Here is a 19412-nt window from a genome sequence, read left to right as displayed (position 1 = left end):
CTCCGTCGCGTTTCCGCAGGACAAGTTATACGCAATCGCTATGACTTTCGAAGTATCGCGATCCGTCGGGCTCGCGTCAACCCCTCGCCGGGCCGAGGACACCGCGGAGCCATCGGCGCGAGACCGTGTCAGACCGCCGCGGACGGGTAGTGCGTCCGCGCCAGGGCCTGGCTACCGCTTCCGGGCGACGGCGAAGACGCGCCGGTAGGGCAGCCAGGTGGTGCCGTCGGCGCGCTGGGGGTAGGCGCTGCGCAACAGTGGCGCGAGTTGTGCTGTGAATTCCTGCCACTGCGCGTCATCGAGGGCCGCGCGTACGGGCCGCAACGCCGTGCCGGTTACCCACTCGAGCACCGGATCCGCACCGGTCAAGCGTTGCAGGTACGTCGTTTCCCAGGCGTCGACCGCTCCACCGGCCGCGGCGAGCAGGTCGGCGTATCCGGCGGCGTCGAGCACCGCCCTCGGCTCGAGAATGCCCACTCGGCCGAGACTGTCGCGCCAATCGTCGCGAGCGGCCACCTGGCGGATCGTCCGGTGCGAGGCCGCGTCGAAGTTCCCGGGCACCTGCACAGCCAGGAACGCGCCGGCGGGAAGCTGCCGCATCCACCGCGCCAGCAGATCCGGATGTCCTGGCACCCAGTGGAGGACGGCATTGCAGACCACGACATCGGTCTCCGCGCTCGGCTGCCACTCCTGTACCGTCCCGAGCGTCGCCTCGATGCCGCGATCTCGCGCGGCCGCGACCATCTCCGGCGACGAGTCGAGCGCTTGCACGATCGCGCCCGGCCAGCGCCGCGCGAGGACCGCCGTGAGATGCCCTGGGCCGCAGCCCAGGTCCACCACCACCCGAGGGTCGGCCGCCGTGACCCGGCTCAGCAGGTCGAAGAACGGGCGCGACCGGTGATCGCCGAACTCGAGGTACTGCTGAGGATCCCACATAGGCCACTCCACCACTCGTTGCCAAACCGTACGTACTGTACGCCTGCCCCGTTGCCGTTCTCGGGGAGCTTTCCCGGATTCGTCGCACACCGTCGACCGCGATCCGGTGCAGGCCGAAGTTCGCCGTCCACGACCTCCACCACGACCGCTTCGCCTTCGCGACAGCCGCGCCACGCCCGTGCGTGCCCGACATCGACCAGGCGCACAGGTCGTCGCTGGTCGACACGACGCGCACCACGCGTAAGTCGGTGAGCAGGTGCCGCAGCGGGCTGTCCAGAGTGAGGAACGGAAACACGGCGCCTGCGACCAGGTCGATCGACAGCAGCCCGCGGATCGATCCGCGCGGTATTCGGCGGGTATCGGCGCCACGAAATCGTTGATCACCACCTGTTTTTCCGGCCCGGACAACCGACTCTTCGAATCGACCGGTTGGGAGCGGACGAACCCGTTCTCGGCGCCTGCCGGGCTGTGGACCAAGCATTAGGTCGGCTCGGTACTCGGCAATTCCGGTAGCCGCCACCAGTATTCGGGGCGATTCGACAGCGCCGGTTCAGGGACATCGGCCTGCCCGAGCCGCCATCGGACGCCGACCTGCGAACACACCCGGGCGGAAATGGACTGTCTATCACGGTTTCGTAACGGCATGTCCTGGGTATCACATAGCTATGACGGATCACCGACCAACCCGCATCGCCGGTGTGGAACCGGGAACCGGCGCGCTCGCTTTGACCACGTGCCTTGCCTTTTCGATCGGCATTGCCACGCTCACCCAATCGGCGCTCACCACCCTCGTAGCGTGTGTGAGCATCGTGGCGGGGCTCACACTGGTGCTGAACATCCTGCCGCACAAGGCCTGACCGCAGGGCCCTGCCTCGCACGCCGAATCCCTGGTGGCACAGACCCGGGACTCGACGAAAATCGGGAGGCAGGCGAGTCGGCTGACACCGCCACCGGGCCGACGATAGGCCACGATCCGATGCGCGTGTCCGGCCGTGACGGACCGCCGACAACGATGCTGTGCGGCCTCTGGTACCTCGACACCTTCGTCCGCGTGGACAGGCAGTAGCGAATCAAGCCGTCCGCCCTGGCATGGGCCGACCCGACCGGACGCCGCCGCGCGATCGGGCCGCGCGTCAGCGTGCCGACAGCGCTGAGGGCGGGGCCTCGGACGTGTGGGCCGGTTCATCGGGGGACGGGTTCCCCTTACCCGCGATGTTTCGCCTGCTGGTGACCAGGAAAAGCACGACGAGCAGCACACTGAACCAGACGTAGGTGTTGCCGATGAAATGCTGCCAGGGCGTCCAGGCGGTCTCCCGGTGCTCGCCGTCGGGCAGCCAATTGTGCGGACCGATGACGAACACCGCAGCGGTCGCCACGAATGTCACCCACCACCCGATCGCCCGCCTGCCGGGCAGGCGCGACGCGTAACCGACGACGGCGAACAACGCGGGCGCGATCCACACCCAGTGGTGCGACCAGGAGATCGGCGACACCAGCAGCGTGAAGACCGCGTTGATGGCCAGCGCGAGCGCGGGTAGGTCGGCGGCTCGGCGCATGGCGGTGACCACCAACACGAGCAGCAAGGCGCCGAGGACCAACCAGATGATGGTGAACGCGGGCTCGGACACTTCGAATCGAGCGAGCACCGCCTGAATCGACTGATTGGTATGGAATGCCGAACCGCTCAGCCCGGACACGTTTCCCAGACCGCCGAACCAATACTTGACCGACTCCTTCGGCAGGATCGCGAAGCCGAGCGCGGTCGCGGCCGCACCGGTGACGGCGGCGGTCGCGGCGGCGCGGTAGTTCCGCCGGACCAAGAAGTAGAGCACGAACGCCGCGGGCGTCAGTTTGATCGCGGCGGCGATGCCGATCAGCATGCCCCGGGGCCAGCGCGGCTTGTGCGTGAGGCAGTCGGCGGCGACCAGGGCCATGAGCAACAGGTTGACCTGGCCGAAGTCCAGGGTGGAGTGGATCGGCTCCAGCAGCAGCCCCAGCGGAGTCGCGCACGCGGTGGCCCAGACCGCCGACCGCCGCTGCGACTGCTCCGGCCATACTCGCCGCGCCACCAGATACAGCGTCAGAGCCAGCGCGGCCACCGAGGAGACGAAGAAGCTGAATGCGGCGACATCCCAGGGCAGCATCGCGAAAGGACCGAGCGCGAGGGCCGCGAAGGGCGGGTAGATGAACGGCAGGCCCGCCCCGATGGTGGTCTGCGGCAGTTGTCCGTACATGTCGGCGCCGTGCCGCATGGCATCCACGCCCAGGCGATACACCTGCAGGTCGATGAATCCGCCGGTGATCTTGTGGAACGGCCAGACCGGTGTCAGCAGACAGAACGCGGAGAACGCGAGCGCGAGCACCGGCGCCGGGCGCAGCACACGCGCGAATCGACGGTTCGGGGGCATCGGCGTTCCGGCGGCGGCGGTGACACTACTCATCCGCGGCGACTATACCGACCCCGGTTCGGTCGTTCACCACATGGGACGCAGATTCGCGCCGGTCGCGTGAGTGCCGTGGAAACGGGTAAGCCGCCACCAGCACGAGGCGGCAGAGGAGGTCGGCCGATCATGACGAAAGCGCCCGGCGCCGCGATGTACGTCCCAGAGGACGCGGACCTGACGCGGCTGCGGCAAGCGGCCTGCGGCTGCCGCGGGTGCGATCTCTACCGCCACGCCACGCAGACGGTGTTCGGCGCGGGCCCCCCGGACGCGGAGGTGGTGCTGATCGGCGAGCAACCCGGCGATCAAGAGGACGTGGCAGGCCAACCGTTCGTCGGTCCGGCCGGGCGGCTGCTGGATCGGGCACTGGCGGAAGTCGGCATCGACCGCGACGCGGTCTACCTGACCAACGCGGTGAAACACTTCAAGTTCGTGGAGCGCGGCAAGCGGCGCATCCACAAGCAACCCGGCCGTACCGAGGTGGTCGCCTGCTCGGCATGGCTCGATGCCGAACTCGATCTGCTGCGTCCGCGGTTGGTGGTGTGCCTCGGCGCGATCGCCGCGCAGGCGGTGCTCGGCCCCGCGTTCAAGGTCAGCACCCACCGCGGCGAGGTCGTCGAGGCGGCGGACTTCCGCGCGATCGCCACCGTGCACCCGTCCTCGGTGCTGCGCGCGCCCGACCGTACCGCCGCCTACGACGCGTTCGTCGCCGATCTGCGCATAGTGCGGGAACAACTGGGAACGTCGGCGGCGACGCGCTGACCGCTCGACCGGAGGCGGTTGAGCGGGCTACCCGCGCTCGCGCACGGCGGCGACGGCCTTGCGCGCGGCCACCAGAACCGGGTCCCACACCGGCGAGAACGGCGGGGCGTAACCGAGGTCGAGCATCGTCATCTGCTCGACGGTCATCCGGGCGGTGAGCGCGACCGCCGCGATGTCGACGCGCTTGCCCGCGCCCTCCCGCCCCACGATCTGGGTGCCGAGCAAGCGCCCGGTGAAACGCTCGGCGAGCATTTTCACCGTCATCGGCGCCGCGTCCGGGTAGTAACCGGCGCGGCTGGTGGATTCGATCGTGACGGTGACGTACTGCAACCCCGCTGCCCGGGCGTCCCTCTCGCGCAGGCCGGTCCGGGCGACCTCGAGTCGACAGACCTTGCTGACCGCCGTACCCACCACGCCGGGGAACAGCGCGTATCCCCCGCCGATATTCGTGCCGATGATCTGACCGTGCTTGTTGGCATGGGTGCCGAGCGGGATGTGGCGTTCCCGGCCCGACACCAGGTCCAGCACCTCGACGCAATCGCCACCCGCCCAGATGTTCTCGTGCCCGCGCACTCGCATGGCGAGATCGGTTCGCAGCCCGCCGTACGCCCCCAGCGGCAGGCCGGCGGCGCGAGCCAGTTCCGTCTCCGGGTACACGCCGATACCGAGCGCCACCACGTCTGCCGGGTATTCCGCGGAGTCGGTGACGACCGCGGTGACCCGGCCGTCGTCGGCCGTCCGGAGCTCGGACACCTCGGCGTCGCCGACCACCTTGATGCCCATTCCGCACATCGCGTCACGCACCAGAGCCCCCATGTCGGGATCGAGCGTGGACATCGGTTGCGGGCCGCGGTCGACCACCGTGACGTCGTAGCCGCGCCGGACGAGTGCCTCGGCCATCTCCACGCCGATATAGCCTGCCCCCACGACGACGGCGCGGTTGCCGCGCGCCCGCTCCAGCGTGTCGAGCAGGGCCTGCCCGTCGTCGAGGGTCTGCACGCCGTGCACACCGTTCGCGTCGATGCCGGGCAGCGGCGGCCGGACCGGGCGGGCGCCGGTGGCGATGACCAACTGGTCGTAGGACATCCATCCCGAAGCGCCGGTTTCCCGGTCGCGGTGGCGCACGCGGGCCTGCTCGACATCGATCTCGGTCACCTCGGTGCGCAGCCGCAGGTCGATCTCGCGGGAGCGATGTTCTTCGGGTGTGCGAGCGATCAGGGCCTCCCGATCGGCGACGTCGCCGCCGACCCAATACGGAATGCCGCAGGCCGAGTAGGAGGTGAACCCGCCGCGTTCGAAGACTACGATCTCCAGCGCACTCGCGTCCTTCATCCGGCGCGCCTGCGAGGCCGCCGACATTCCGGTCGCGTCACCGCCGATGACCACCAGTCGCTCGCTCATGGCTTCACGCTACGTTCGGCCTCCTCCGCGCGGGCGCGGGGGCCACCGCCCGCGCGAATGTGCTGGTTGCGCTGCGCTCGACCGATCGGTACTTCACACTGATCTTCTGGCGAACGCGGTATGAGGGCAGCGTTTTCACCCCCGGGAGCACGATATGACCGAGACCCGATCCCCTTCCGACGACGAACGTCGGCTCGCCGAACTGGGCTACCGACAAGAACTCGCCAGATCCTGGTCGGGTTTCTCGAATTTCGCCATCAGCTTCACCATCGTGTCCATCCTGACCGGCGGATTGGCCAGCTACGGTATCGGTCTGGCGAACGGCGGCCCGATCACCATGGCCTGGGGGTGGCCGCTGGTCTCGATCATGGTGCTGTTCGTCGGACTGGCCATGGCGGAATTGGCCTCCGCCTACCCGACCTCGGGCGGGTTGTACTGGTGGGCCGCCGAACTCGGCGGACCGGCGTGGGGCTGGTTCACCGGATGGTTCAACCTGATCGGGCAGATCGCCGTCACCGCGGCGATCGACTACGGCGCCGCCATCTTCACCACCGTCGTGCTGAACGTCGTCGGAATCGATATCGGCACCGACCGCACCGCGATTTTTCTGGTGTTCGCCGCCATCCTGGCCGTGCACGCCGTTTTGAATGTGATCGGCCCGCATCTGTCGGCGGTGATCAACAATGTGTCCGCGTGGTGGCACGTGGGTGGGGTGGCGATCTTCGTGGTCGTCCTGGGCTTCGGGGCGCGACACCACCAGAGCGTCGGATTCGTCTTCACCGAGACGGTCGACAACAGCGCGATCGAATTCGGCGGGATCGCGTTCAGCTTTCTGCTCGGACTGCTGCACGCGCAGTACACATTCACCGGCTACGACGCCTCCGCACATATGTCGGAAGAAACGCACGACGCGTCCCGGATGGCGGCCAAAGGGATCATCAACACGATCGTCGTGTCGGCGATCGCCGGATATCTGCTCATCATGGCGGTGACGTTCGCCATTCCGAATCTGGACGACGCCCTGGATCCGGCGAAGAACAGCGGCTACCCGGTGATCTACATTCTGCAGAACTCGCTCAACGGCTTCTGGTCGGGTGTGCTGCTGATCATCGCGGCGGTGGCGCAATTGTTCTGCGGATACGCCTCGGTTACCTCGGCTTCCCGGATGCTGTTCGCGTTCGCACGCGACGGCGCGGTGCCGGGTTCGAGGTTCTGGTCGCGGCTTTCCGCGCGCAAGGTACCGGTGCACGCGGTGCTGTTCATCTCGTTCTTCGCGTTCGTGCTGCTGATTCCGTCGATGCTGGTGCCCGCGGACAGCGCACCGACCGCCTACGCCGCGGCGACCTCGGTCGCGACCATCGGGCTCTACATCGCCTACGGCATCCCGATCCTGCTGCGGCAGCGGCATGGGAGCCGATTCCGCACCGGTCCATGGCAATTGGGTGGGTGGTATCGCCCGGTCGGCGTGATCGCGCTGAGCTGGATCGCGCTGATCAGCTTTCTGTTCATCCTGCCCACCGACGCCCGCGGCTATCCATGGCACAGCGAATTCACCTGGAGCACCGTGAATTACGCACCGATCGCCTTGGTCGGAGTGGTGGGCGCGATCGGGATCTGGTGGCTGGCGTCGGCCCGGACCTGGTTCACCGGGCCGAAGCGGACGGTGGACGAACCGCCCGCCGACCAGCCGGAGGAAGAAGCGCCGGCCAACGCCTGAGTCGCAACAGCGAATACCCGCTCGGGGCATTACCACCACCAGGGGATTGCGGCGCAGTTCCGATTCGCGGCGAGTACGGTATACCCCGCCACCCGGCGCGGGGGCAGCGGTAGGGATCGGGTGGAAAGGCGGGCGGGCGACAGTGAACGAGCGGTATTCGTCGTGGGCTGCCCGGAATACGCCCGAAGAGCTGCCGCTGGCCGCGCGTTACCAGAGCGCGGATCCGATCCGCTGGCACGGCAGCATGGTCTACCCGATGTACACCGAGCAAGTCGGCCCCGCGCCCACCACCGTCGCCTTGACGATGGTCTCCGCCGCACCACCCGCCGGGCTGCGCGGGCTCGGCATGGGGCTTTCGGTTGTCGACGGCTATCTGGACCTGCACGGACGTTCGCTCGCCGGGGTCGACGCGTGGAGCGACGCGCTGGCCGCGGGGGTCAGCTTCGACGTCACGCCCACCGCGCCGGTGACCCTGGTGACCCTCACCCCGGTCTGGGTGGACGAATTCGGCACGCAGAAGTCGTGGGCGGGCAACTACGGCATCGTCGTCGAGCACCGGCCCAACGGTCGCGTCGTGCTGTGGTGCAGTATCGGCGAGGGACCACCGAACTTCGCGAACCTGGTCGTGGAACTGTCCACCGCTCCCACTCCCGTCGTGCCGCAGCCACAGGCACAGGCCGTGCCCACTACCACTCCGCTCGGTATGAACCCGCCCGCTGCGCATTCGGTCTCGTCGGCGGGGCCGCTCACCGCGCCGACCATGCCGGTTCCGCGTATCGACGCCGCCGTGGCCGCGAACCTACCCGCGGCGCCCGCCGAACGGCTCGCACCGGATCCCTCCGCAGCCGTCGGCGGCGGGCCAGAAACAACGACGCAGAACGCCACCCCGCCCCGCCGCGCGGGCAGTCTCTTCGTGAATCTACAGTCGTCCCGCGCCGCACGATCCACTCCGGAAACTCCGCATGCCGCTTCCGGCCTCCACGGCCAGGACGGCGCGCACCCGGCACCGACCTCGGCCGCCGAAGAATTCGCAACGAGCGCCGCACGCACCGGTCCCCATCCCCTCGCCGGCGCGACCCCGCCCCAGGCAAGCGGCCCGTTCTCCGCGCCCGGACCGCAGCCGCAGACCGATGGTCCCGCGCAGAACTTCCTTCCCCACGCCCGGACCGCGCGCGAGACAACCGCAGCGGACTCGTACGGAACTTTCGGCCCCCCAGTGGCACACACGCATCCGCCCGAGGACCCAGCACGCTCGGGCACCGGTGTCCTGCTCGGCAATCCGCCCCCCGAGCCGAGTGCTCCGATCTCCACCCGACCCGCGGCGCACGGCCCGAGCACCGAGTCCAGCCCGCTCGTCGCGAACCCCTGGACCGTGCACCCGTACCGCGCGCTCGATCCGGTCCGCACGCACGCCCAGCCCCAGGCGGACACTTCGCTTCCCGGTTCCGGACCCGTGCCGGTGGGCCCGCGCGCTACTCGAACAGATGCTGCGACTGCCCCCGCGGCGGGCGGTCCACACTCCGGGTCGAGCCCGCAGTTCGCGAACGCTCCGACGGCGGCGCAGCCATATCGAGCGTTCGACCTCGCGGACACGCACACCCGGCCCCCGGCGCAGACTCCCCCCTCGGATTCCAGCGCTGCGGCTGCGGAGCCGAATCGCACTCGGACTACAGCGCACCCCACCGTCGGTGGGCAGGTGCCGCAGACGCCATCCGAGGCCGAGGAACCCATCCGCGCACTCGGCCCGGTGGTCGCGGACAGCAGCCCCACGGCGAGTACGCCGGGTACCCCCGCCGCGTCGGCGCCGGACGGAATGCCTCGGCCCGCCGAACAACCGGCACAGCCGGGGGCCGGCGAGTCCGGGCAGCCGGGCGACCCCGGGTATCGCGGCGCGCTCTACGACCTCGGCGTCGCGATGTACCGCCGCGGCGAGGAAGAGCAGGCGTGCGGACTGTGGACGCAGGCCGCAGCGGCCGGGCACGCGGGTGCCGCGTACGAACTCGGCATGGTGCGGCTACGGCGCGGCGATCCCGCCGGGGCCGAATCCTGGTGGCGCACTGCCGCCGACCGCCGGGAGCCGCGCGCCGTCGCGGAACTCGCCGATCTGCTCGACCAGCTCGGCAAGCACGCGGAGGCCAAATCCTGGCGGGTCTACGCCGCCGAGTTGCCGGACCAGGACGTGGCAGGCCGGTCGACCGCGCGCTGACCCCGACCGAAAAGAAGTGGCGGGCGACTGCGCGGGCGCCATACAGTGGCGGACATGTGCGGCAGTCCCTGGATGAACGGAGCGTACGCGGCCGGCGCGTATTACATCCGGCTGCGTACGGAGGCCCGGGCTCTGCCGGCGCACCGTAGCGCTCCGATCATTTCCTGATCCGTTCGAGCGGAATCACGTCGGCGACCGGGAGCGGTCGCCGGATTCTTCGTGCTCTGGCATGGGTCCGGGGCGAATCGACCTTCCCGATTCGACCACTCCATTCGGAGGACACCCATGTCCCGCCATCGTTCCCTGTCGCGCGCTCGCGGCGGCGAGAGCCACCGGGCGACTACGCGAAAGCGACTGTCGCAGAACTTCCTCACCGACGCACGCGTCGCCCAGCTGATCGTGCGCGCCTCCGGCGTCACCGCCGACGACCTGGTCCTCGAAGCCGGCCCCGGTGACGGCATGCTGACCAGGCAGCTGCTGAACGCGGGCAGCCGGGTGCACGCCTACGAGAAGGATCGGCGCTACGCGGCGCTGCTGCGCGGCCGCTACGCGGACGATCCGCGAATCCGTGTGTACCACCGAGATTTTCGCACGGTGCGTGCTCCACGGGAGCCGTTCGCGGTCGTGGCCAACGTGCCGTTCGCCATCACGACCGACATCGTGCGCTGGTGCCTGGCCGCGGACGGGCTCACCTCCGCGACCCTGCTCACCCAACTCGAATTCGCTCGCAAGCACTCCGGTGACTACGGCCGGTGGATCAAGCTCACCGTCACCCACTGGCCGACGACGGCGATCGAACTGGGCGCGCGCGTCGGCAGGCACAACTTCCACCCGGTGCCACGAGTCGATGCCGCCATTCTGCGGTTGCGGACCCGGCCCACCCCGCTGCTGCCATGCGAACAGTTCAGCGCCTACCGCGGACTGGTCCAGCTGGGTTTCTCCGGAGTCGGCGGAAGCGTGGCCGCGTCGCTGCGGCGGGAGTTTCCCGCACGTGCCGTCCGCAGCGCCTGCGAGACGGCCGGGATACCGCTCGACCAGCCGGTCGGGCTCGTCTCCCCGGCTCGCTGGATCACGTTGCACCACGCGCTGCGTGCCCGGGAATAACCCCGTACGCGACAAGCCCGGATTCCAGCACGGGAAACGCCGGATGTCACGCGAAACGCCTTGCGCGTGCGGCTCGCACCTGGAAGGGGCGCGCCGCACGCGCAGGGCGCGGCGGATCAGGCCGACAGCGGCGTGAAGTCGCGACTGCCGATGTAGCCCGGTCGCGGCGCAGGCGCGGCGAACGGCTCGACGAGCGTGTTGTGCACGCTGTTGAACACCACGAAGATGTTCGATCGCGGGAACGGCGTGATGTTGTTCGACGACCCGTGCATCAGATTGGAGTCGAACAAAAGCGCCGAACCCGCCCGGCCGGTGAACTGACTGATCCCGTACCGGTTCGCGAGCGCGGTGACGTCGTCGGTCGTCGGCACGCCGATCTCCTGCTCCTGCAACGACTCCCGGTAGTGCTCGGCCGGAGTGCTGCCCAGGCACGGCACGAAGGTGTGGTGCGAGCCGGGCATCACCATAAGACTGCCGTTGATCGGATAGTTGTCGGTCAGCGCGATCGACAGGCTCACCGCTCGCGGCGCAGGCATGCCGTCCTCGGCGTGCCAGGTCTCGAAATCGGAGTGCCAGTAGAAGCCGGTGCCGCGGAATCCCGGCATATAGTTCACCCGGCTCTGGTGCACGTACACCGGCGACCCCAGCAGCTGTTCGGCGAGCCCGAGCACCCGCGGCCGACGCACCAGTTCGGCGATCGCCTCGCTCAGCTTGTGCACTTCGAAGACCGACCGCACCCGGTTCGACGACTTCTCCACGATCACACGATCGTCGTCGCGCAATACCGGGTCGCCGGCCAGCCTGGTGATCTCCTCGCTGTACTCGGCCACTTCCTCGGGGGTGAGCAGCTGATCCAGGATGGCGAACCCATCGGCGTCGAACGAGGCCAGTTCCGGGCTCTCGACCTCCCCCCACACCGCGGGATCGGCACGCTCCAGGTGCGGAGCGGGAGCGCCGAGCCGGGTCGGGTAGCGATCGTAACGAGCCGCCTCGGGCGGTGTGTCGATGTGCTGCAGAACCATTGGTGTCCTCAACCTCCGATCGCCGCGGTGACCAGCGGATAGACGCCGTTGCTGTCGTGAACCTCCTGACCGGTGACCGGCGGGTTGAACACACACATCATCCGCATCGTGGTGCGCGCCGCCAAGCGGTGGCGTTCGTGTCCGTCGAGCAGGTACATCGAGCCGGGCCCGAGCTCGTAGGTGACGCCGTTGTCCAGATCGGTGAGCGTGCCCTCGCCCTCGACGAGCCACACCGCCTCCACGTGGTGCACATAGTGGAATTTGTGCACCGTCCCGGCGTCGATGGTGGTCTCGTGGAAGGAGAAACCGACGCCGTCGCCGCCCAGGACGATGCGCTTGCTGCGCCAGCCTTCGCCCGCCACATCACGTTCGGTACCGGTGATCTCCGCGGTGGTGCGCACGATCATGCGATCGCCCCCATTCCGCCGCATACCGACTCGACGGCGCCGGCGAGGATTCCCAGCCCCTGGCCGAGTTCCTCATCGGTGACCGTCAGTGGCGGCAGCAACTTCACCACCTCGTCGGTGGAACCGGAGGTCTCCACCAGCAAACCGCGCTCGAAGGCGATCTGGCAGACCTTGCCCGCCTGCGAGGGATCATCGAACACCACGCCCTGCACCATTCCGCGTCCACGGGTCGAGACACCGGGGAAGTACGCGGCCAGCTCTCCCAAGGTGCGCGCGATCGTCTCGCCCTTGGCCAGGGTCGCCGTCTGCAGGGTGTTGTCGGACCAGTAGTGGCGCAGCGCGGTCGTCGCGGTGACGAACGCGGGGTTGTTGCCGCGGAAGGTTCCGTTGTGCTCACCCGGCGACCACTCGTCCAGCTCCGGCTTGAACAGCACCAGTGCCATGGGCAGGCCGTAGCCCCCGATCGACTTCGACAGTGTCACGATGTCGGGCGTGATGCCCGCGATCTCGAAGGAGAAGAACGGTCCGGTCCGGCCGCAGCCCATCTGCACGTCGTCGACGATCAACAGGATCTCCCGTTCCGCGCACAGACCGGCGAGGTGGCGCAGCCACTCGGCGCGGGCGACATTGACGCCGCCCTCGCCCTGCACCGTCTCCACGATCACCGCGGCAGGGCGGTCGAAGCCGGACGAGGTGTCGTCGAGCACCTTCTCCATCCACTGGAAGTCGGCGGTGGTGCCGTCGAAGTAGCCGTCGTAGGGCATGTGGGCGGCGTGCACCAACGGCACACCGGCGCCGGCCCGCTTAGCGGCGTTGCCGGTGACCGACAGCGCGCCGAGGGTCATGCCGTGGAAAGCGTTGGTGAAGCTGACGATGGTCTCGCGACCGGTGACCTTGCGCGCCAGCTTGAGCGCGGCCTCCACCGCGTTGGCGCCGGTCGGGCCGGGGAACTGGACCTTGTAGTCCAGGCCGCGCGGCGCGAAGAGCGTGTCGCGCAGCGTCTCCAGCAGTTCGCGCTTGGCTCCGGTCGACATGTCCAGGCCGTGGGTGATGCCGTCGCCGGCGATGTAGTCCAGCAACGAGCGCTTGAGCACGTCGTTGTTGTGGCCGTAGTTCAGCGCGCCTGCGCCCGCGAAGAAGTCCAGATAGTCCTTGCCCTCCTCGTCGCGCAACCAGCTGCCCTTCGCCGTGGTGAACACGGTGGGCCAGGCGCGGCAGTAACCGCGCACGTTCGACTCCAGACTCTCGAAAACGGTGATGTCCGCGTTGATCATCGGTGATCCTCCTCGGTGATGCGGGCGGTCGGGGCGATGCGATACAGGTCTTCGGGTGCGTGGCTGTCGGGGAACATGCCCACGTCGAACAAGGGGCTCTTGGTCACCTCGGCGCCGCGCGCCGCGGCCACCGACGTGAACAGCGCGACGGAACCGGCGTTGTCCGGCGAGATGGTCGTTTCGAGTACCGAAACGCCCTGGGCAGAAACACTGTTGAGCAACGTGTGCAGCAGCTCGGCACCGATGCCGCGGCCACGCTGCGCGCGGTCGACCGCGATCTGCCAGACGAAGACGGTGTCGGGCGCCTGCGGACGGACGAACCCGATCACGTATCCCACCACGCGACCGTCCGATTCGGCGACCATCGAGGTTCCGGCGAAGTCCCGGCACCACAAGAGGTACGCGTAGCTCGAATTGACGTCCAGCACCGCGGAATCCTTCGCGATCCGCCACATCGCGGCGCCGTCGCTCGCGCGCGGCGTGCGCAGGACCACAGCGGATCCGGTGCTTTTCCGGGACGGGGTGGCCCCCAGCGCGGCGGCGGCGTTCCCGACGCGCGATCGCTCGAGCTCCGCTGGGGACAGCGTTGGCGATGGCATACAACTCCCTCGTCTGATCAGCAGTACTTATCCAGGCTTGCGAAGCGACTTTGAGGTGAACCTGTCGACTTCTTTACGGTCGTATTACGGATGGATGTCGCCGAGCCGGGGCAGCCGCACGACGAATCGCGCACCACCGCCGGGACGGTCGGTGCAGTGCACCCGGCCGCCGTGTGTGGCGACCGTCTCGGCCACCAGCGCCAAACCGATCCCCGTTCCGTCCGGCGAGCGGCGGCCGCTGCGGGCGGTGGCGAATCGTTCGAAGATCCGGTCGCGGTCCGCGCCGGGAACGCCGGGACCCGCGTCGTCGACGGTGAGCACCGCGTCGGCGCCGTCACGGTCGACGGTGACCGCGACCACACCACCGCCGTGCCGGTCGGCGTTGTGCAGCAGGTTGGCCACCGCGCGCTCCAGCTCCACCTTGCGTCCGCGCACGGTGACGTCCTGGCGCACGGTGAGCAGTTCGCCCGGATAGCGGCGCTCGCCCAGGGTGTGCACGAGCAGGTCGCGCACCGACAGCGGTTCGGCGTCGCCGTGGTGCATGCCCGCTTCTACCCGCGCCAGGGCGAGCAGATCGTCCAGCAGCTTGCGCAGGTGCTCGACCTCGGCGGTGACCAGGCCGAGTGCCCGCTGCGAACGTTCCGGTAGGTCGCCGCGGTGGCGGTTGAGCACGTCGACGCCGGCCATCAGGGTGGTCAGCGGGGTGCGCAGCTCGTGGCTGACGTCACCGAAGAGCCGGTGTTCGCGCTCGATCCGCCGTTGCAACGAGTCCACCATGGTGTTGAACGATTCGACGGTGATCGCCAGATCCTGGTCTCCGGTCGCGGACAGCCGCTGGTCCAGGTCACCGGAGGCGATCCGCGCGGCGGTGCCTGCGAGCTGGTGCAGCGGGGTCAGCACCCGCCTGCTCGCCCACCAGCCGATCGCCGCGCCGATCACGGTGACCGCGACGGCGCAGCAGATGAGCACATTGCGCAGCAGGCCGAGATCGGCGTCGAGATCTCCCGGCGACTCGCTGCCCGCGCGCGTTCGCTGCGCTTCCAGGTAGCCGCGGCTGATCACGAAGACCGAGACGACCAATACCAGCGACATCAGCGCGGCGATCGCCGCGAAGGCGGTGCTCACCCGGGCGCGTAAGCTCCAGGCGTTCGGATTCCAGCGTTCGGCGTCGATGCGGCACTCAGCGCCGCACATCGAGGCGATAGCCGAGCCCGCGCACCGTCACCACGATGCGCGGATCCGACGGATCCTGCTCGATCTTCGTGCGCAAGCGGCGCATGTGCACGTCCACGATGCGTTCGTCGCCGAAAAACCCACGGTCCCAGACGCGTTCGAGCAGCACAGTGCGGCTGAGCACCCGGCCCGGTGTCTCGGCGAGCTCACACAGCAGCCGGAACTCGGTGAGCGTGAGCCGAATTTCCTCGTCGCCGCGGCGCACCACCCCGCTGTCCTGGGCGAGGACCAGCGGAGCCGTATCGTGGGCCTCGAGCACCATTTCCTGCGGTGTCTCCCGTTCTGCGGACAGCCGGAAGCGGCGACGCACCGCACGCATCCGCGCGGTGATCTCCTTGATCTCGAACGGCTTGGTCACGAAATCGTCGGCGCCTGCCTCCAGCGCGGCCACCACGTCGTGGGTGTCGTCGCGGGCGCTGACCACGATGATCGGGACGTCATGGTCGCGGCGGATCTCCCGGATACATTCGAACCCGTCCATGCCGCCGAGCATCAGATCGACGATCATCACATCGGGAACACCATTGCTGCGCAGATGAGTGAGCGCGTCCTCGGCTTCCTCCGCCTCGTCGACGTCGTATCCCTCATCTTCCATGGCGAGCCGCAACGCACCACGGACCCGGTCGTCGTCTTCCACGATCATCAGGTTTGCGCTCAAGACCTTATCCCTTGCAGACATGCGCAAGCGCGTCACGATGCGGACAACCGCATCCCCATACCGACGCGACCTTCCGCTTTTCGAGCAACCTTTGCTCGCCTTCGAGTACCCCTGTGCCCGGCCGGTAAACGTCCGGCAGACCGATCCGGGGCACTCTTGACTGTTCCATCGACGCTATACGCCCGCCCGGCGCGCGCAACAGCGGGGGCGGTGGCGGAACTTCTCCCGCGCGCGCCGCGGCATCCCATCGATAACTAGCACCGAGCATGAAAACCACAGCGCGCCAGCTTCTTCCGAATGCGCGATCGGATCGGCCGACACCCGCGCGAATCACACGACCGACAACGGCACCCACATCCCAACAGTGCCATGCGTCACATTTCCCGCCAGGCTTCCGATCACAAGGGCATCACCGTGTCCGGTATCACCACCACTCCAGCGCCCGACCGGCTATCGCGGCGGCTCCAAACGATTGAAATTGCTCGGCGGATCGTCGGCGCTGCGCTCCTCATACCAGAAGCGAAGTTTCCTGGCATCGAACGTGGCGAACCATTCTTCCCATCCCACCCGGCGCAGCACCGCGCCCCCGTAGCCGGGAAAGTCGAATCGCAACACTCCGAGCCGACCGTCGTGCTCGCTGCCCGGCACCGTCGCGGGGCGGGCCCCGCGCTGGGCGGCCCAGCGTCGGATGACGTCGTGGTTCCTGGTGACGGAGATCCCTCGGGACTGGATCGACGCCCCCGGCCCACCCGGTCCGAACCGCGGATTCCGGGTGCCTGGGCGGCGCTGGTCGGTCATGACGAGCTCCTCGAGCCATCGGCATCTGTTGTCCGGTTCCTGTCTGACTACCCGTTGGGCCGGCTGCGCAAACTGGGGCCGCACCGCCGGCTGCCGCGCAGCAGCGGACCGGTTGGCCCCACCACCGATGGGTAACCCGCGGATGATCGGCCGCAGAGCGCGGCCTCCGCCGTAGCGCACGCCGATCACCCGAACAAGGAGGAGTTCGCATGTCCACCGACAGCGCGACACAACCGGTCCCGCCCACGCCCCCGGACCCCGTGCCGCCTATCCCGGAACCGGACCCGGTGCCGCCGATTCCCGAACCCGACCCCATTCCCGATCCGAATCCCGTTCCGCCGGAACCGGATCCGCATCCGCTGCCGCCGGTGCCCGGCCCCGAGCCACGTCCGCCGGTACCCGGCCCGACGCCGGCGCCCCCGGTGCCGGACCCCGGCCGCCCCTCGCCGGACCCCGGTCTGCCCGGACCGTCGCCGGATCCGACTCCGCCGAATCCGAGATAGCGGGCCTCAGTCCCGCAGCGCCTGTTCGCGCAGCGCATTCAAGGTCCGGGAAAGAATGCGCGAAACGTGCATCTGCGAGACCCCGAGCCGCTCGGCGATCTGGTTCTGCGTCAACGACTCGAAGAAGCGCATGGTCAGCACCTGGCGCTCGCGCTCGGGAAGCTCGCCGAGCAGCGGCTCGACCGCCATGACGTCCTCGACCAGGCGATAGGAGGGCTCTTCGGCTCCGAGGCTGTCCAGCAGCGGCTGCGCGGCGCTCTCGGCGTCCTCACCGGCGGCCGCGTCGATGGACGAGGACTGGTAGGCGTTGCCCGCGATCAGCGCCTGGGTCACCTCGACCAGGTCGACATCCAGCTCTGCCGCAATCTCCCGGGCCCGTGGCATCCGGCCCAGTCGCTGGGACAGCGTTTCGACGGTCGGACCGATGCTCAACTGGATCTCCTTGGTGCGGCGCGGCACCCGCACGGCCCAGGTGTTGTCCCGGAAATGCCGCCGGACCTCGCCCATGATCGTCGGCACGGCGAAGGACAGGAACGATGACCCGCGCGTGACATCGAAGCGGTCGGCGGCCTGCACCAACCCCAGGCGAGCGACTTGCAGCAGGTCGTCGAAGTTCTCGCCGCGCCCGGCGAACTTGCGGGCGATGTGCTCGGCCAGCGGCAGGCAGCGTTCGATCAGTTCCTGACGCATCGGCTCGCGCCGTGCATCGCCGGGATCCAGCGCGGCGATCTTCTCGAACAGCGGCTCGATGTTGTCGTAGGTGTCCGCGCGCGACCTCGGTTCACCCGCCATTCGGGGCACCCCGCACCCAGCTGAAGTCGATCACTGTCGGATATCCGCCGAGCACGCTGTCGTAGGAGCCCTGCGCGGCGGCGATCGAGTCGGTCAGTGTGCGCACGATATGCCAACCGAGCCCGGCGTGCCCCAGCACCGACTCGGTGACCGCCACCGACGAGACGTGCACGAACATTTTGCCGTCGTCGTAGGTGAACTCGCAGTCGATCGTCGAGCCCGCGGCGGCGTCGAGAATGAGTGAAGTCGCGACCTCGTCGAGCGCCAGCCGGATGTCGGTCACCTCGTCCAACGCGAAGTCCGCGATGAGGGCGACTGTCTCGGCGAGCGCGCGGAGCATGGTCAGCTGTTCCAGCCGGGCGGGCACCCGTACACCGACTGTCGTCGTGTCGGTCGAGGATCGGGAAGTCGACTCCCCCATATGCCCATCACCACCTTGTCCTCACAGCCACTCCACTGTGGCCTGCATCCCGCTGCGGAGTTCTCCTTGTCGGCCCCGGGAAGACCGCGGGCGCCACACGGACTGTGGAGCGGAAATATCGCCGCGTTCCTCGCCGAGGACGTACCCGCGACACTCGGATCGAAACGCCGGTCAGTCGCCGTCGATGCGCTCGTGGGCGGTGAGCAGATGGGTCGAATCGGTTCGCAGCCCTACCGTGACACCGGCGAGGCCGGGCCCGGTCGGCGACCAGCCGCGCGCGGCCAGTGCGCGCAGTTCGACCTCGGTCTCCTGCGATCGCCGACTCAGTACCCGGAACGCCTGCTTCGGGGCCGATGCCGCATGCCGACACGAGCGCGCTTCGCCTGCTCGATCACCACTCGGGCGGCATACCACTCTCCAGCGTTTCCCGCCGGTTGCTCCGCGAGGATGTCGGTGACGTCGATGTAGTGGGGAGGTGCCGACCGCTCGCCTCCAGTCGTCGATGATCGGTCGGCGACCAGGATCACGTGGTGTCGAGCCGACCCGCCGGCCACCGCTGCGGGTGTTCTGGTGCTCGGGCTTCAGCACCAACTGCGTCGTCGGCGTCACCGACCCCAGCGTCTACCCATGCACCGGCGCGACCTCGTTCGACCATTACCGGCGCCGGTCGGCGAACCGGCGCCTTCGGCTCAGGCGTCCAAGGCTGTGCGCATGGACGGGTAGCGGGGGAACAACGACCGCACGCCGGTCACCTCCAGTGCCCGCTCCACTCCCGATCCGCCCGCGACGATGCGCAGATCCGGACCACTCAACCCCGCTTTGCGCAGCGCACCGAGCCGTACGGCCGCGCGCAGGCTCAAGAACCTCGCCGCGCGCAGATCGATCACCACGGCGGCGCACGGTGACTGCAACGCACGCGCCACCGTCTCGAAGAATTCGGCCGACACGGCGGCGTCCAACTCGCCTTCGACCCGGACCACCACGCATTCGCGACGGCGGTCCACCCGCTGTGCCCACAACCGGTTGTCTCGACGACGTCCCGGTCCCGAACCATTGAGATGCACGCCCTCGGCGTGGTCCCGTAGCAGAGAAATGGCAGACAAGTCGAACCTCCCGTGTAGGGGGTATCCAGTCCTCC

20 protein-coding genes are annotated in these 19412 nt (G+C 68.7%); 7 read left to right on the top strand and 13 right to left on the bottom strand.

The genetic code is table 11. From position 1 onward, the window contains the following. Positions 1 to 171: 171 nt before the first annotated feature. Positions 172 to 936, bottom strand: a complete 765-nt coding sequence (locus ACT89H_RS22385) for a trans-aconitate 2-methyltransferase (protein WP_445110595.1) — start codon at positions 934 to 936, stop codon at positions 172 to 174. Between the two features lie 665 nt (positions 937 to 1601). Here ACT89H_RS22385 and ACT89H_RS22380 point away from each other — a divergent pair. After that, positions 1602 to 1793 carry a hypothetical protein gene (locus tag ACT89H_RS22380; protein WP_445110594.1) on the top strand — a complete coding sequence of 64 codons (192 nt, stop codon included), beginning with the start codon at positions 1602 to 1604 and terminating at the stop codon, positions 1791 to 1793. Positions 1794 to 2069: 276 nt separating this feature from the next. Here the strand turns inward: ACT89H_RS22380 and ACT89H_RS22375 are convergent, their stop codons facing one another. Then, positions 2070 to 3377: a glycosyltransferase 87 family protein gene (locus tag ACT89H_RS22375; protein WP_445110593.1), complete on the bottom strand. Its 1308-nt coding sequence runs from the start codon at positions 3375 to 3377 to the stop codon at positions 2070 to 2072. 129 nt (positions 3378 to 3506) lie between these two features. On the opposite strand from ACT89H_RS22375, the gene ACT89H_RS22370 reads away from it, so the two are divergent. Next, the gene (locus ACT89H_RS22370; protein WP_445110592.1) at positions 3507 to 4139 is read left to right on the top strand and encodes a UdgX family uracil-DNA binding protein; all 633 of its coding nucleotides are present in this window, start codon (positions 3507 to 3509) and stop codon (positions 4137 to 4139) included. A 27-nt stretch (positions 4140 to 4166) separates the two neighbouring features. Here ACT89H_RS22370 and ACT89H_RS22365 read toward each other — a convergent pair whose 3' ends face one another. Beyond that, the gene (locus ACT89H_RS22365; RefSeq protein WP_445110591.1) at positions 4167 to 5540 is read right to left on the bottom strand and encodes an FAD-dependent oxidoreductase; all 1374 of its coding nucleotides are present in this window, start codon (positions 5538 to 5540) and stop codon (positions 4167 to 4169) included. A gap of 154 nt (positions 5541 to 5694) precedes the next feature. Here ACT89H_RS22365 and ACT89H_RS22360 point away from each other — a divergent pair, with 154 nt between their 5' ends. The 3 genes from ACT89H_RS22360 to erm all read left to right on the top strand — a co-directional run bounded on the left by ACT89H_RS22360 (position 5695) and on the right by erm (position 10567). Continuing rightward, positions 5695 to 7257: an amino acid permease gene (locus ACT89H_RS22360; protein WP_445110590.1), complete on the top strand. Its 1563-nt coding sequence runs from the start codon at positions 5695 to 5697 to the stop codon at positions 7255 to 7257. 142 nt (positions 7258 to 7399) lie between these two features. Next, positions 7400 to 9463 carry a tetratricopeptide repeat protein gene (locus ACT89H_RS22355; protein WP_445110589.1) on the top strand — a complete coding sequence of 688 codons (2064 nt, stop codon included), beginning with the start codon at positions 7400 to 7402 and terminating at the stop codon, positions 9461 to 9463. A 285-nt stretch (positions 9464 to 9748) separates the two neighbouring features. Further along, a complete protein-coding gene (gene erm, locus ACT89H_RS22350; protein ID WP_445110588.1) occupies positions 9749 to 10567 on the top strand; it encodes a 23S ribosomal RNA methyltransferase Erm in 819 nt (272 codons plus the stop codon). 116 nt (positions 10568 to 10683) lie between these two features. Here erm and thpD read toward each other — a convergent pair whose 3' ends face one another. From thpD to ACT89H_RS22315, 7 genes are all read right to left on the bottom strand, one after another. After that, complete coding sequence (gene thpD, locus ACT89H_RS22345; RefSeq protein ID WP_445110587.1) at positions 10684 to 11589, bottom strand: ectoine hydroxylase; 906 nt, start codon at positions 11587 to 11589, stop codon at positions 10684 to 10686. Between the two features lie 8 nt (positions 11590 to 11597). Then, positions 11598 to 11996, bottom strand: a complete 399-nt coding sequence (locus ACT89H_RS22340; protein WP_445110586.1) for an ectoine synthase — start codon at positions 11994 to 11996, stop codon at positions 11598 to 11600. Continuing rightward, positions 11993 to 13270 (bottom strand): diaminobutyrate--2-oxoglutarate transaminase, encoded by a 1278-nt coding sequence (ectB, locus tag ACT89H_RS22335; RefSeq protein ID WP_445110585.1) that lies wholly within the window; start codon positions 13268 to 13270, stop codon positions 11993 to 11995. Before ectB ends, ACT89H_RS22340 begins: the two co-directional genes overlap by 4 nt. Further along, positions 13267 to 13869, bottom strand: coding sequence for a diaminobutyrate acetyltransferase (ectA, locus tag ACT89H_RS22330; protein WP_445110584.1), 603 nt, complete (start codon positions 13867 to 13869; stop codon positions 13267 to 13269). The genes ectB and ectA overlap by 4 nt, the downstream gene beginning before the upstream one ends. An 84-nt stretch (positions 13870 to 13953) precedes the next feature. Beyond that, a complete protein-coding gene (locus ACT89H_RS22325) occupies positions 13954 to 14994 on the bottom strand; it encodes an ATP-binding protein (protein WP_445110583.1) in 1041 nt (346 codons plus the stop codon). 55 nt (positions 14995 to 15049) lie between these two features. Further along, the gene (locus ACT89H_RS22320) at positions 15050 to 15760 is read right to left on the bottom strand and encodes a response regulator transcription factor (protein WP_445110582.1); all 711 of its coding nucleotides are present in this window, start codon (positions 15758 to 15760) and stop codon (positions 15050 to 15052) included. Between the two features lie 450 nt (positions 15761 to 16210). After that, positions 16211 to 16558, bottom strand: coding sequence for a hypothetical protein (locus ACT89H_RS22315; RefSeq protein ID WP_445110581.1), 348 nt, complete (start codon positions 16556 to 16558; stop codon positions 16211 to 16213). 209 nt (positions 16559 to 16767) lie between these two features. Here ACT89H_RS22315 and ACT89H_RS22310 point away from each other — a divergent pair, with 209 nt between their 5' ends. Further along, positions 16768 to 17061, top strand: coding sequence for a hypothetical protein (locus ACT89H_RS22310; RefSeq protein ID WP_445110580.1), 294 nt, complete (start codon positions 16768 to 16770; stop codon positions 17059 to 17061). A 6-nt stretch (positions 17062 to 17067) separates the two neighbouring features. Here the strand turns inward: ACT89H_RS22310 and ACT89H_RS22305 are convergent, their stop codons facing one another. Then, on the bottom strand, positions 17068 to 17853 hold the full coding sequence (locus tag ACT89H_RS22305; protein WP_445110579.1) for an RNA polymerase sigma factor SigF: 786 nt from the start codon (positions 17851 to 17853) through the stop codon (positions 17068 to 17070). Further along, complete coding sequence (locus ACT89H_RS22300; protein WP_445110578.1) at positions 17843 to 18274, bottom strand: ATP-binding protein; 432 nt, start codon at positions 18272 to 18274, stop codon at positions 17843 to 17845. The genes ACT89H_RS22305 and ACT89H_RS22300 overlap by 11 nt, the downstream gene beginning before the upstream one ends. Positions 18275 to 18796: 522 nt before the next feature. Here ACT89H_RS22300 and ACT89H_RS22295 point away from each other — a divergent pair. Beyond that, positions 18797 to 18997: an MYXO-CTERM sorting domain-containing protein gene (locus tag ACT89H_RS22295; RefSeq protein WP_445110657.1), complete on the top strand. Its 201-nt coding sequence runs from the start codon at positions 18797 to 18799 to the stop codon at positions 18995 to 18997. On the opposite strand, the gene ACT89H_RS22290 is transcribed toward ACT89H_RS22295, so the two are convergent. After that, positions 18964 to 19377 (bottom strand): STAS domain-containing protein, encoded by a 414-nt coding sequence (locus ACT89H_RS22290; protein ID WP_445110577.1) that lies wholly within the window; start codon positions 19375 to 19377, stop codon positions 18964 to 18966. The genes ACT89H_RS22295 and ACT89H_RS22290 overlap by 34 nt on opposite strands. Positions 19378 to 19412 lie beyond the last annotated feature (35 nt).

It is taken from the genome of Nocardia aegles (genome assembly GCF_052545135.1).
This window is presented reverse-complemented; position numbering and strand designations above follow the sequence as displayed.

Bases quoted from the DNA above. Each gene is read 5' to 3' on its own strand.
- ACT89H_RS22385 (WP_445110595.1), bottom strand. From the start codon at position 936: ATGTGGGATCCTCAGCAGTACCTCGAGTTCGGCGATCACCGGTCGCGC.
- ACT89H_RS22380 (WP_445110594.1), top strand. From the start codon at position 1,602: ATGACGGATCACCGACCAACCCGCATCGCCGGTGTGGAACCGGGAACC.
- ACT89H_RS22375 (WP_445110593.1), bottom strand. From the start codon at position 3,377: ATGAGTAGTGTCACCGCCGCCGCCGGAACGCCGATGCCCCCGAACCGT.
- ACT89H_RS22370 (WP_445110592.1), top strand. From the start codon at position 3,507: ATGACGAAAGCGCCCGGCGCCGCGATGTACGTCCCAGAGGACGCGGAC.
- ACT89H_RS22365 (WP_445110591.1), bottom strand. From the start codon at position 5,540: ATGAGCGAGCGACTGGTGGTCATCGGCGGTGACGCGACCGGAATGTCG.
- ACT89H_RS22360 (WP_445110590.1), top strand. From the start codon at position 5,695: ATGACCGAGACCCGATCCCCTTCCGACGACGAACGTCGGCTCGCCGAA.
- erm (WP_445110588.1), top strand. From the start codon at position 9,749: ATGTCCCGCCATCGTTCCCTGTCGCGCGCTCGCGGCGGCGAGAGCCAC.
- thpD (WP_445110587.1), bottom strand. From the start codon at position 11,589: ATGGTTCTGCAGCACATCGACACACCGCCCGAGGCGGCTCGTTACGAT.
- ACT89H_RS22340 (WP_445110586.1), bottom strand. From the start codon at position 11,996: ATGATCGTGCGCACCACCGCGGAGATCACCGGTACCGAACGTGATGTG.
- ectB (WP_445110585.1), bottom strand. From the start codon at position 13,270: ATGATCAACGCGGACATCACCGTTTTCGAGAGTCTGGAGTCGAACGTG.
- ectA (WP_445110584.1), bottom strand. From the start codon at position 13,869: ATGCCATCGCCAACGCTGTCCCCAGCGGAGCTCGAGCGATCGCGCGTC.
- ACT89H_RS22315 (WP_445110581.1), bottom strand. From the start codon at position 16,558: ATGACCGACCAGCGCCGCCCAGGCACCCGGAATCCGCGGTTCGGACCG.
- ACT89H_RS22310 (WP_445110580.1), top strand. From the start codon at position 16,768: ATGTCCACCGACAGCGCGACACAACCGGTCCCGCCCACGCCCCCGGAC.
- ACT89H_RS22305 (WP_445110579.1), bottom strand. From the start codon at position 17,853: ATGGCGGGTGAACCGAGGTCGCGCGCGGACACCTACGACAACATCGAG.
- ACT89H_RS22300 (WP_445110578.1), bottom strand. From the start codon at position 18,274: ATGGGGGAGTCGACTTCCCGATCCTCGACCGACACGACGACAGTCGGT.